General features: G+C 38.3%; 13 protein-coding genes. All 13 read left to right on the plus strand.

Annotated features, from left to right (window positions below):
* The first annotated feature begins 263 nt into the window (after positions 1–263).
* The 13 genes from B5D59_RS18520 (at position 264) to B5D59_RS04825 (ending at position 13,218) form a co-directional block, all read left to right on the plus strand.
* On the plus strand, positions 264–401 hold the full coding sequence (locus B5D59_RS18520; protein ID WP_281250651.1) for a thiolase family protein: 138 nt from the start codon (positions 264–266) through the stop codon (positions 399–401).
* 641 nt (positions 402–1,042) lie between these two features.
* Positions 1,043–1,825 (plus strand): dioxygenase family protein, encoded by a 783-nt coding sequence (locus tag B5D59_RS04770; RefSeq protein ID WP_078817079.1) that lies wholly within the window; start codon positions 1,043–1,045, stop codon positions 1,823–1,825.
* A gap of 377 nt (positions 1,826–2,202) precedes the next feature.
* Positions 2,203–2,514 (plus strand): hypothetical protein, encoded by a 312-nt coding sequence (locus tag B5D59_RS04775; RefSeq protein WP_078817080.1) that lies wholly within the window; start codon positions 2,203–2,205, stop codon positions 2,512–2,514.
* Positions 2,515–2,530: 16 nt separating this feature from the next.
* The gene (locus tag B5D59_RS04780; protein ID WP_176132502.1) at positions 2,531–4,435 is read left to right on the plus strand and encodes a XylR N-terminal domain-containing protein; all 1,905 of its coding nucleotides are present in this window, start codon (positions 2,531–2,533) and stop codon (positions 4,433–4,435) included.
* Between the two features lie 28 nt (positions 4,436–4,463).
* A complete protein-coding gene (locus tag B5D59_RS04785; RefSeq protein WP_245799454.1) occupies positions 4,464–4,955 on the plus strand; it encodes a flavin reductase family protein in 492 nt (163 codons plus the stop codon).
* Between the two features lie 47 nt (positions 4,956–5,002).
* The gene (locus B5D59_RS04790) at positions 5,003–6,283 is read left to right on the plus strand and encodes a Rieske 2Fe-2S domain-containing protein (protein ID WP_078817082.1); all 1,281 of its coding nucleotides are present in this window, start codon (positions 5,003–5,005) and stop codon (positions 6,281–6,283) included.
* Positions 6,280–7,482, plus strand: coding sequence for a dipeptidase (locus B5D59_RS04795; protein WP_078817083.1), 1,203 nt, complete (start codon positions 6,280–6,282; stop codon positions 7,480–7,482). Before B5D59_RS04790 ends, B5D59_RS04795 begins: the two co-directional genes overlap by 4 nt.
* A 15-nt stretch (positions 7,483–7,497) precedes the next feature.
* Positions 7,498–8,259, plus strand: a complete 762-nt coding sequence (locus tag B5D59_RS04800) for an SDR family NAD(P)-dependent oxidoreductase (RefSeq protein WP_078817084.1) — start codon at positions 7,498–7,500, stop codon at positions 8,257–8,259.
* A 17-nt stretch (positions 8,260–8,276) separates the two neighbouring features.
* Positions 8,277–8,636 carry a hypothetical protein gene (locus B5D59_RS04805; RefSeq protein WP_245799455.1) on the plus strand — a complete coding sequence of 120 codons (360 nt, stop codon included), beginning with the start codon at positions 8,277–8,279 and terminating at the stop codon, positions 8,634–8,636.
* 79 nt (positions 8,637–8,715) lie between these two features.
* Complete coding sequence (locus tag B5D59_RS04810) at positions 8,716–9,759, plus strand: TRAP transporter substrate-binding protein (RefSeq protein ID WP_078817085.1); 1,044 nt, start codon at positions 8,716–8,718, stop codon at positions 9,757–9,759.
* A gap of 29 nt (positions 9,760–9,788) precedes the next feature.
* Positions 9,789–10,352 (plus strand): TRAP transporter small permease, encoded by a 564-nt coding sequence (locus tag B5D59_RS04815; protein WP_176132503.1) that lies wholly within the window; start codon positions 9,789–9,791, stop codon positions 10,350–10,352.
* A gap of 1 nt (position 10,353) precedes the next feature.
* Positions 10,354–11,643, plus strand: a complete 1,290-nt coding sequence (locus tag B5D59_RS04820; protein ID WP_078817087.1) for a TRAP transporter large permease — start codon at positions 10,354–10,356, stop codon at positions 11,641–11,643.
* Between the two features lie 153 nt (positions 11,644–11,796).
* The gene (locus B5D59_RS04825; RefSeq protein ID WP_078817088.1) at positions 11,797–13,218 is read left to right on the plus strand and encodes an amidase; all 1,422 of its coding nucleotides are present in this window, start codon (positions 11,797–11,799) and stop codon (positions 13,216–13,218) included.

Consider the following 13,218-nt stretch of genomic DNA (forward strand, 5'->3'; position numbering starts at 1 on the left):
CGATCGGATGGCGTTTTGTCAATTCAAAAACGGAAGAGCTCCATGGTGTTGATAGCATGCCGCAAACTGCGGAAAATGTAGCTAACGATTAAAGTATCTCCAGAGAGAGACAAAAGCAGCACAAGAGAATGGTGTATTCAAAGACGAGTTTATCCCTGTTACTTATAAGACGCGTAAAGAAGAAGAGGTCACTGTTGTTACTGACGAACACCCACGCCTTGGGACGACATTGAATGTGCTAGAAGGGCTGCGTCCCTTATTTCCTGACGAATCGATCGATTACAGCGGGAAATGCTTCAGGTGTCAACGATGGTGCAGCACCCGTTTTATTAATGAACGAAGAGAAGGCAAATGAACTGGGTCTGGCGATGTGCAATCGGTGTCGGACAAGGTGTATCTAATCTGGTAGAGAGGGATTAACGGAATTCTTGGAGACGAAGTAAAAGTACTGACTGAACGGATTAGTATTCATTAATTATGAGTTGTATTTGAAAGTATTCACTTTCCGCAACGATGTCGTCAGCTAAATGGTAAGAGCCGAAGTGCATCAGGGTGAGTCTCTTTTCTTATAGTTTCAAAAGAACTTGGGCACGTCCATCGATCCGGATGGTCAGCTTACATGAACCACTCCGGCCCGTATGCCGCGACCTCTTCAAGTCCTCGTAAATAGCTGGTGTAGTCGACAAAATAGATGGAATGCTCCTGATTATCGTTGACATTTCTATAACCGTGTCTCTTGAACAAACGACCCAATCCAACGAGGACAAAAGATGTCGGATCTCCTTTCAGCCGTCTGGTTGTTGGGAAAATTAGGGGAGGCATCACAAATACGTCAGTATGAATAAGTCTAAAACCGCTCGAAAATTAACCTTATACATATATTGTTATTGATAATACAAAAATCTATAATTAATCTATTGATAAAATATTCCGTTATTTCAGAAAACTCGGAATGCTCTTGGAGGTGAAAAAAGTTTTACTATATACTTTTCGATTATGAAAAGATATTTATTAATCACACAAATCTTAAGGGGGATTTAAAATGCAAAAACAAATTACTAAAAAAAATGAACGTGTTGAAGAAGTCTTCGAATTATTTATCAAACATATCCAATCATTTTTAAGTGAAGCAAATCTAAATCATGAAGAATATACAAATTTTGTGAATTGGGCAGATCGGCTTGGACGCACAGGTGAACTGCCACTTTTCGCAGACGTTTTCTTAGAAACCCATGTGTTAAGAGCAATGTATACAGAAAAGCCTGGCACGCAGCCCTCTTTATTAGGACCATATTTTATTGAAGGATCTCCTTTAATAGAGTCTGTTGCTGGACAGCCGTTAGTGTTAACACAACGTGAAAATGAACCAGGCGAAGTTTTGTATTTTAAAGGCAACGTTAGTAACGTTGATGGTAAGCCGCTTAAAAACGTTCGTGTAGAGATGTGGCAAAATGATGCCTCACGTAAATACTCAGCTTTTGATTCTGATGCACCTAGATATAACTTTAGAGGTCACTTCTTCACTGATGAAAACGGTGATTTTGTTATAAAAAGTATTGTGCCGCTTCCTTATTCTATTCCTACAGAAGGACCGACAGGAGAGTTTTTAGATTATACTGATCAGCATCCAATGAGACCAGCCCATCTTCATTTCATGTTTGAAGCAAATGGTCATGAGACGTTAATTACCCAAGTGTTCTTTGAAGGTGATGAATACCTTGAGACAGATGTAGCAGATGGCGTTCGTCTTGATTTGATGACTACGCTTGAAGATAAAGGTGATCATAAAGAATCGAAATTAAACTTTGTTATGCGTAAAAAATAAACAACATAACATAATAGTAGGCTGTGTTAAAGTCTTGGTCATAATTAGAAGAGAACGGTATCCGACGATGTAATCCGTTGGGTGTCGTTCTTTTTACGTTTAAACCATTGAAGGGATATTTACAGTGTGAAATAGTTGTGTTTGTTGCTTTAAGAGTTGCAGCATTTTAATACTAAAACGATAGTAGAAAAGGGTTTTTTAAGCCTAATAGTATATTGAATATAAAGATTGGATGGCTGTATGATAAGAGTGTAGGTTGAATATTTAGAATCTTTGATTTAGAGATAATTGGTTGGGAACTATATTAGACTAAAAGTATTTATGGTTCGGGCAGATATTTTAATTTAGTGATACAAAATACAACAGGAGGGATACGGATGCAATTAACAGTAGTTAGCAGCAAAGATTCAACAAATCATATTAATGAAAGCATATTCCATTCGCCTGATAAACAGTTTTTTGATTTTTGTTCAGTAAATTATCGTATTAACCGTGGCATTTTTAACGTTATTGACAGCTGGTTTTATGATTATGGATGGATTGATATAATAACCCGGCGTAAAGTAATTGTTCAATACTTAACATTTCTGTGCGAGAATGAGTTTTACAATGAAAAGAAATTGTTTTTACAGTTTGGTAAAGGAGGAGTAAAAGGAAGTCTAATTCTTTTCATTGATTACCGATGCTGAATCAGGAGTGATCTTATTGAGTATTCAAGCTAGTGAACTAACTCTCGACCATCTAATCCAAGTCACAGAACAATCAGGCGAAGGATTCCAGAATTTGAATATGACTTTATTAAGTACGGATGCATTTGGAGTGTTAAGAAAAGACTTAATTACAGCACTTGGAGTTGGAAGAGCGAAAAGATTTTTGCTTAGGTATGCATTTCAATCGGGTGCGCATGAAGCCAGAATTCTAAAAGACGCAATCATTTGGACGGATGATATAGAATGGCTGATAGCTGGATCTAAACTGCATCATTTGACGGGAAGAGTTTTTTCTTATACCGAGAGATTCCATGTAGATATGGAGAAAGGTATTTTTGATGTATCGGGTTATTGGCTAGATTCGTATGAAGCAAAGCAACATTTAAGATATTTCCCTGTTCATTCAGAATGTATCTGCCACTTCTTGGTTGGTTATGCAAGCGGATACACGAGTGAGTGTTTGGGTAAACAAGTCATCTTTAAAGAGATAAAGTGTAAGGGAAAGGGAGATGAATATTGCAGCTATGTAGGTAAGACAGTCGAACAATGGGGTAAAGAGATTTCAGAAGAATCACTATATTATGAGGATGAGGAATTATCTGATGAAAGAGATCAGATGTTTAGAAAGGTTGAACAGCAAAATGAAAAACTTGAGATTGGCTATTCCTTAAGTCGGAACCTTACTAAAGCGATGTTAGAGGGAGAAGGCTTTCCTGCATTTTCACAACTATTAGGTGAATGTTTGAATTGCTCAGTTTTGATAGAAAATAGGAATTATGAAACGATTGCTGAATTTGGAAAAAAACCTGGAATGAAGACACTTATGAGTGTTAGTAATTTTCTGGGTGAAGAAATGATAAATTCAGGCGGAAATGAAATAATTGAAACAACCTTAAAAGGTAAAACTTTCACGCTGCTTACCGTGCCTATAACTATTAAGGATCAAATCAATGGATTTATTACGATAGATATCAATCAAAGAAGTAATGATTTCATAAAAGATCTACTAGAACGTGTTGCTACAATAGCCGCTTTACATATGCAGAATGAACAAGTGGCTATTGAGACAGAACAAAGGCTTGAAGGCGAGTTGCTAGAAAAATTACTTAATGAAAAGAAAATGGATTGGGAATGGATCAGTAATAGATTTTCTTACCTCGGCTACAATTTATCTGAACCTCATTATATTGTTCATATAGATATTGCTGGAAAAGATAAGAAAAAAGGAGATCTCAAGGAGTATGAATACTTAAAAGTCAGAAATCAAATTACAAACTTTCTTCAAAAACAAAAAGAGTATGTATCAAATATTTTATTGCTAACAAAGTTGAATACTGTCCAAGTTGTTATTTCCAAAAAACTAATTGAAGATGAGCAAACTACTATAAAAGACTTTGTGGAGCTTCTGCTGAAAAATATTAAAGGAGATAAAGAACAAATTTGTATGGGGATCAGTAATGAAACACATAAACTGTCGGACTTTAATAAACGAGCGGAAGAGGCAAGAAAATCAGTAGAATTAGCTAAATTCAAATCAACAAGATCGGCAGTTATCTTAACAAGTGATTTAGGACATTTAACATTATTTTTAAATGCACGAGAGCCAGAAGAATTGGAGTTATTTGCTGAAGAAAATTTAGAACCCATATTAAATTATGACAAGAAAAAAAACTCGGAGCTTTTGCTGACGCTCTTTTATTATTCTCAAAATGAATTTAACTTGCATAAAACAGCTCGTGAAATGTCAATTTCAATTAGTGGAATGAGGTACAGAATACAGCAAATTGAAGATTTATTGGATATCGATCTATCTAATTCAAACTGTCGATTTGAAATTCAAATCTCGTTACAAATATTCTTGGTGCTAGGAAAGATTAGGATATACAGTACAGAGCATTAATCTTTTAAAATTCGAGGAGGTATTAAAAATGATTGAACCGAGAGAATTCAGAAACACGGTTGGACACTTTGCAACTGGGATAACAGTAATTACAACAATTAATGGGAAAGAAAAGATTGGATTAACTGCTAATGCTTTTTCTTCATTATCATTAGATCCGCCGCTGATTTTAGTTTGTATAGATAAAAGATCGGGCAGTTTGAAAGCGCTTAAAAGAGATCATCCTTTCGCAGTTAATTTACTGAAAAAAAGCCAGGAGACAGAATGTTGGAGATATGCTAAAAGTTCAGGCGATAAATTTGAAGGGGCAGCTTATAAACTGTCCGAAGACGGAGTGCCTATTCTCGAGGATAACTTAGCAACAATAGAATGTGTAGTAGCAGATATTATTGAAGGCGGTGATCATTATATTGTGACGGGTCTAGTGAAAAATGCTTCTTATGATGACCAAGGAGAGCCGCTAATTTTCTTCCGTGGGAAAATTGAGCAACTTGAACTAGCTAAAACGGTTGAATTATAAAAATGTTGTCCACTCAAATAACACAATGAAGTGAGGAGGAATTTGGAATGCTTACAAATGAAGATAATCAGTTGCTAACACAGACAGATGCAGGCACACCGATGGGTGAGTTGTTTCGGAGATATTGGATTCCGGCTCTGCAGACTCATGAATTGGAAAGCGATGGGAAGCCACAGCGTGTGAAGTTGCTGGGCGAAGACCTGGTCGCCTTCCGGGATACAGAGGGGAAAGTCGGGCTAATCGATGAACGCTGCCCGCACCGCGGAACCTCCCTTTACTACGGAATCAATGATGGCTGCGGCCTGCGTTGTATGTATCATGGGTGGAAGTTCAATACAGAGGGGGAGTGTACGGAAATACCATCAGAACCGACGGATGGGAAATTCAGAGAATCCATTAAGATAAAGAGTTATCCGACAAAAGAAGTAAGCGGTATCATTTGGACATATATGGGGCCGGAAGGGTCAGAACCTGACTTCCCGGAATTCTATTGGGTGGGACTGCCGGATGAGAATAAATTGGTTGAACGAGTTTGGCAGGAATGTAACTATGCACAAGCGATGGAAAATGACCTGGACTACGTACATGCGGCATTCCTCCATAAAGCACATGGCAATCAGGAAACAGAAGAAGGAATCCTAAGCAGTGACTTGGGTATTGATCCCAACCATCCATTGGTGAAAAATCCGCCGGTCAAACAATCTGTACAGGACACGAATTATGGCAAGCGCTGTGTAGCTGTTGGGATTGGCACGGAAGAAGAAAATGCCTTTATGGAGATCCATTATATTTTCCCATTCTACACATATCCACCTCGCTTTGGAGGGGAGGATGGGATGTGGCATGCATTTATTCCGCGGGATGACCACAGCACTTGGACATGGGACGTGCAGTTTGCCCATAACCGTGCAATTGATGTACAGGCACAACATGACCGACGCGGCCTGAAGCTGGATGAAAACCTTAAAAAGCAGGTCAATAAAGAGAACGAATATAATCAGGACCGGAATTTGCAAAAAACTGGGAATTTCACAGGGATCCGGGGGATCGCCAACCAGGACCACGCCGCGACAGAAGCGATGGGTACGATTGTAGACCGAACGAATGAACGTCTGGGCACGAGTGATTTACCTGTTATTCATATGCGCCGTATCCTGCTGAAGGAAGTAAAAGAATTCCAAAAAGGAAAAGAACCCTTAAAACTGGAAAATCAGTCATTGAAGAACCTGTATAGTGAAGGCTTGTATGATGACAATAAGAAAAGGTGGCAAGATGCCTTTCCTTTGAAAGAGGAATTTGAAAAGGAAAAGGTTTTGGAAAAACGATGAATGAAAAATATTATGATGGTTATACATCTTTTGGATATTTAAAAACTAATAAAGACTACAAAAAATATGAGCTGTCTACAGAGCTTGGTCGTGTACCTGAATATACTTTAGATTTGTCTGAAGATGAACTAAGTAAGTTGGATGAGATAATGAATAGAAATCCTATAGTGTCATTGAGAGACCATGGATTTATTTCCCCTAAAAATCCGAAAGATATTAGACCGTATTGTGGTGAAATGCATACATTCTTCCACTATGAAGGGATTGCCAAATCCGGAGTAGATATAATATTTGAGAATTTCATGGATGGCATTGCTACTATTACCTCTAAAAATGGATTGAAGTGGGATGATGTTATTTATTTACTCGGTATGAGATACGCTGATATCCATCATCAAAATACCGTGTTCTTAGCGAAATCCTATAAAGACCTATTGAGAGCTAAACGTCAGAAACAAACTGCTCTTTTACCATCTTTAGAGGCTGCGAGCATTTTAGAAAATGAAATTGATCGTGTTGATATTTTATATGGGTTTGGTATTCGATGCATGGGGATCACTTATAATGACTCCAACACACTTGGCTCAGGACTGACAGAAAAGCGTGACGGCGGCTTAACAAATTTTGGCCGACGTGTGATCGAGAGAATGAACACATTAGGGATGATTATAGACATTTCACACTGTGGAGACCAAACCAGTTTGGATATTATCGAAGCGAGCAGAAAGCCTGTTCTGATGACTCATGCAGGTGCTCGGTCATTATGGAATACCCCTAGAATGAAACCTGACCATGTTTTAAAAGCATGTGCCCAAAAAGGCGGGATCATAGGCATATGTGCAGCTCCGAACACAACCATGTCAAAAACATTTCCAATACATTCTATCGACTCGGTAATGGAGCATTTTGAGTATGTGAAAGATTTGGTAGGCATAGATCACGTCGGGTTTGGACCTGATACATTTTTTGGAGACCATGTTGCCTTACAAAATGCTTTTGACGACATGCTGGGTATATCGGATTCGCATAGTGGTGAAGCATTTGAAATCTCTCCGTATGTTGAAGGTCTGGAAAATCCATCAGAAGCAATCAAGAACATGATTGGATGGATGGTGAAAAGAAGCTACACGATAAAAGATATAGCGAAAGTCTCCGGTCGGAATGCTATGAAGGTTATACAAGAAATTTTAATAGACTAGGAGAGGGAAAATGTCATGAGCGAAATCAATGAGAAAAGAAAAGTTGCAATAGTTACAGGAGCTGGCCAAGGGTTGGGTCTTGAAATTGCAAAAAAATTCTTATCTGAAGAAATGAAAGTAGTTTTTGTTGATGTGAATCAACAATTGCTGAATGAGGTTAAAAACTCTGCTGATTTACAACCATATCTTTCAAATTCAAAGTTCTTACAAGTGGATGTTTCTGATGTCGCAGCCATAAAGCATAGTGTCAATGAAATCTTAAGAGAATGGTTCCGCATTGATATATTGGTAAATAATGCTGGAGTGCGCAAGGAAACGTCAATCGAAGATATGACTGAAGAAGAGTGGAATAAAATTTTATCAGTGAATTTAGGCGGGACTTTCTTCTACTCACAGGCCGTATTGGCAACCATGAAAAGCCAAAAAAGTGGCCGGATCATAAATATCTCTTCTTACGGCGGTCAAGCTGGTCCACTTTCTTCCGGGGCACATTATTGTGCTTCAAAAGCAGGTCAACTTGTACTTACTAAAACATTTGCACGATCTCTTGCCAGCCAAGGAATCACTGTAAATGCAGTCGCCCCAGCTGCGATTGAAACACCTGAAATGAAAAATATTGATACCAATAAATTGGCAAAGATGAAAGATAGCATACCTGTACAAAGATTTGGAAGAGAAGAAGAAGTAGCTGGCATAGTATCATATTTAGCTTCGGATGCTGCAGGATATATAACAGGCTCCACGTTTGATATTAATGGCGGATTACTAATGAGATGAAAAAGGAGATGGAAAGATTGGGAATTAAACATGGCGCACCACAAGTACCGAACCCGTTACGAGTCTTTATTACATTTGAATCTACTGGGTGGTTTGATACTACTCAAGAACAGAAGGAAAAAGAACTTTTACCAACGCTTAAATCTATCATTGAGGAATGGAAAGGTAACGGATCCAAGTTGTTGGCAACCTTTGACCGTGATATTTTAACGACAGGACATGCTGGCCCCAATAATTGGCATGCTTGTTTTATCTATGACGTACCAAGTTTGCAAACAGTTACCGATATGACACATTCTTTTCGTGAAACGGGTATAGATCGTTATTTTCGTTTGGAGGCTTCTATCGGCCGTCCATTTTTCTTAGTTGAAAACTAATGTTACAGAATAAAATTCAAATAATAGTAGGGAGACTTATCTCCCTACTATTATTTAGACAATACGGGGAAGTGAAATGATGAAAAAACTATTTATCTTGCTGTCAACCGCATTAATAGCTATTGTCCTTTCTGCTTGTAGTGATAGTAAAGAGGCAAGTGGCAGTGAAAAAGGAAAAGGTGAAGTTATTAAATTGACATATGCTTTTTTTGCTCCCCCTAATACATTTCCAGCTATTCAAATGGAAGAGTGGAAAAAGCGTCTTGAGGAAAGAACAAATGGGCAGGTAGAGGTTGATCTCTTTGCTGGTGGAACTTTACTAGAAGCCAATAATATGTATGACGGCGTGGAGAATGGCACAGCTGACATAGGTTTAACTTCAACTTCTTATGAGCCTGGCAGATTCCCGCTTTTATCAATCTCAGATATGCCTTCTGGTTATAAAAATGCGATGGTTGCTAGTAAAGTTACAGCTGATTTAGTTAATGAGTATCCACCAGAAGCACTGGAGAATTTTAAGATCATCACAACATTTGCCACTGAACCGGCATATATACAAAGTAAAAAGTCTATCTCGTCATTAGCTGACTTAAAAGGAAAACAATTGCGCATAGCTGGCGCACTCGCACCTATTATGTCAGAACTTGGAGCGGCGCCAGTCGGTATGTCACAGGCGGAGGTGCCTGAAGCATTACAGACAGGGATTGTGGAGGGCTATGTATCTTCAAGAGAGATTCTTAAGGATTCAAAACTTGCAGAAGTAGTTGGTTATGTAACAGATTATCCATTGGCTTTAAATACATTTATTGCTGTTATGAACCAAGAAAAGTGGGATTCACTTCCCGAGGATGTTCAGTCAGTAATTGAAGATTTAAATGCAGAAATGACGGAATTTACTGGAGATTACCTAGATAACCACGTTCAAGAGTCTATTGAATGGAGTATAGATACAGAAGGGCTTGAGGTTGTCGAGTTATCGAAAGAAGAGAAAGAAAAATGGGATGGAAAGTTAAGCGACATGCAGAAAGAATCTGTCGAAAAACTACAAAAAGAGGGGCTGCCTGCCGACGAATACTTGGAGAAAATGAAAGAGTTGATCGAGAAGTATAACAGCACTGAATGAATTATTCCTTTAGATATGGAGGGGCGAGAATGAGAAATGATCAAGTTTTAGAATTTGATGCCGACAATACTAAACCTTTGGAAGACAAGGCAGAAAGAAATATAGCCGATTCTTCAAATCTGTTTTTTAGGTCTACAGAATACTTAAATCGATTTTTTGCCGCCATTGCCGGAGTGGCATTAATATCAATGATGTTATTGATTGTTTTTAATTCTGTAAAACGTCTCTTTTCGGATCCGATTTCAGGGACAGTAGAGATTGTTAGCTGGCTTGGAGCGGTTACGGGTGTTTTTGCTCTTGGCTATACTCAATTGAATAAAGGGCATATCTATATAGATATGCTCATAAATAATTTTCCTCCTTTGATCCGTAAAACTATCCACACAATAATGAACGTGTTAAGCATAGCGTTTTTTATTATAGCTTCTTGGCAACTTGCTTTATTCGGCATTAACTTACGGGATGGAGGAGTAGTTTCAGAAACCATTCAATTTTCCTTTTATCCAATTGTCATTTTATGTTCTCTCGGATTTCTGGGATTGGTCCTCGCTCTTGTGAAAGAAACTATTTTGATCTGGAAAGGGGATTCTTAAAATGGACCCGAATCTCTTAGCTGTTATAGGAATCCTAGCACTATTTCTTTTAATGTTCTTTAGAATGCCAATAAGTTTTTCGATGTTTATCGTTGGATTTGTCGGACTCGTTATAGCTGCGTCGCCAAAAGCTGCATATAACGTTTTGAGCGCGGATTTATGGAATCAGTTTTCTAGCTATTCATTAAGCGTAGTTCCTCTCTATATCTTGATGGGGGAAATTGTATTTCGAACAGGGATAACAGAGAAAATGTTTGACGCAGCTTATAAGTGGGTTGGACATTTTCGTGGTGGAATGGCAAGTACTACCATTTTAGCAAGTGCAGGATTTGCTTCAATTTGCGGATCCAATTCAGCGACTGCGGCAACTATGGGAACAATGGCTCTTCCAGAACTAAAAAAATATAAATACGACAATGCCCTTAGTACAGGAAGTATTGCAACAGGAGGAACACTTGGAATCATCATTCCTCCAAGTACAGTATTAATTGTACTTGCTTTACAGATGGAGCAATCGGTCAAAGAGTTGTTTGTAGCAAGCATTATACCTGGTATTTTTTTAACTGGTATTTTAATTCTCACAGTGATTTACTTGTGCAGACAGAACCCTGAACTAGGTCCTGCTGGTGAGAAGTCAAGCATGAAGGAAAGGCTTGTATCATTAAAGGGTGTTATTCCAGTAGCAGTATTATTCGTATTTGTTATTGGTGGTCTGTTTATTGGCATCTTTACGCCTACAGAATCAGGTGCGTTCGGTGCGTTTGGTGCAATATTAATCTCTTTAGTAATGAGAAAAATGACCAAGCAAAATTTCTTGGTTGCCATGGCTGGTACGCTTCGTTCCTCTGCGATGGTATTAATGCTTGTAGTTGGTGCAATGGTATTTGGTCGTTTTCTAACTATTACAAGATTGCCATATGCAGTCGCGGAGTGGGTAACTAACCTATCTGTTCCGCCAGTTGTTATCTTAATTTCAATTTTGATTATATATGTCATTGGCGGATCTATTATGGATGCACTTGGTTTCTTAATAATTTCAATACCTATTTTTTATCCAACTGTTTTAGCACTTGGTTACGATCCTGTATGGTTTGCGGTAATTCTATGTGTTGTCACAAGCATGGGCGCAATTACGCCGCCAGTTGGAGTCAATGCCTTTATTGTACAAGGGTTAGCTAAGGATGTCCCTATAACCACAGTTTTTAAAGGGTCTTCATATTTTCTAATAGGGTACGTAGCATTTATTGCACTGCTGATAATATTCCCAGGTATTATATTATTTAACATATAGTTAATATGAAATTTACTGCTATAGGTTAGAAAGGAGGGGTGTTAATGGAATTGACTGAGTACTTAAACTATAAGTTTGGGATAGACATTGCAGAATTAATGTTTGAAGAACCGGCATTTATTTTTACTCTCGAAAACTATGAGGAGGATTAAGATGAGTGAACTCCTATTTGAAAACATTGAAACGGTAAGTTCATTGATACAGAATAAAAAATTATCACCTGTAGAATTAACTGAATTATCAATCAATCGTATTAAAGAGCATGATCCTACACTTAATGCGTTTATTACATTGATGGAGGAAGAAGCAATAAACCAAGCAAGGACACTAGAGAAAGAAATTTATGACGGTAAGGTTCGAGGATTTTTACATGGTATCCCTATATCTGTTAAGGACTTACTTCAAACAAAAGGGATACGTACGACTGGCGGATCTAAAGTTTTTGAAGATTGGATTCCTAATAAGGACGCTACTTCTGTGCAGAAAATGAAAGACGCAGGAGCCGTGATTATAGGTAAAGCAAATCTCCATGAATTCGCTATGGGCGCAACAACTGAGAATCCGCATTATGGAAGTGCGAAAAATCCTTGGAATATTAAAAAGATACCTGGTGGATCTAGTGGTGGTTCGGCAATAGCTACTGCGACAGGTATGGTCTTTGGCTCAATTGGAACAGATACCGCAGGTTCTGTAAGACTGCCAGCAGCCATGTGCGGAACAGTAGGCTTCAAACCGACATATGGTCTTGTAAGCCGATATGGTTCTTTTACATTTAGTTGGTCGTTAGATCATGTCGGACCAATGACTAGAACGGTTAAAGATTCAGCAGCTATGCTTGAGGTAATGATGGGCCATGATCCGCTTGACCATTCCTCTATAAAGAAAAGCTGTTCGGTTCAATTAAATGAGCCATTAAAAGATCTTAAGGGAATTAAATTAGGTTTTTATCAAGATTATATGTTTTCCGGCATTGATCCAAGAGTGAAGCGTGTAATTGAGAAGGCATTTAATCAGTTAGAACTTCTTGGCGCTGAAATAGTTCCCATTGATTTACCTGGAATCCAAGAAGCGCTTGAGGGCTTAAAAGTAATAGCCCAAACTGAGGTGCTTTCTTTCCATAATCCTATCTTGAAAAACCATAGTCACTTATATGGAGACGATTTAAAATTCAGGTTCAAGTATGGTCAAGATCAATTAGCATCAGCCTATTTAACTGCTCAGCGTACTCGAAATGAATTCATCGGTCGTACATTAGAGCAAATGAAAGGAATTGATGCCCTTATTGGTCCTACTAATGTTCAGCCGCCATTTGATATAGGTACGATGGTTCCTGAACAAGCAATAAGCAATATGTTTACTCTCGGTAAAACGCCACTTGCAAATATTTTAGGTTTTCCTGCACTTTCTGTAGCATGCGGATTTACTGAGGACGAGCTTCCGGTAGGACTCCAAATTATCGGAAAACCACTTTGTGATAAAAGAGTTTTGGAAATTGGTGATTGTTATGAAACATCTCAGCAATGGGTGCAAGCACTAAAAACAAACATCCGTTACTTTAACGCTTACCAACATTAG

Origin of the sequence: Sporosarcina newyorkensis, assembly GCF_900167515.1 — a bacterium.
Lineage (GTDB): Bacteria > Bacillota > Bacilli > Bacillales_A > Planococcaceae > Sporosarcina > Sporosarcina newyorkensis.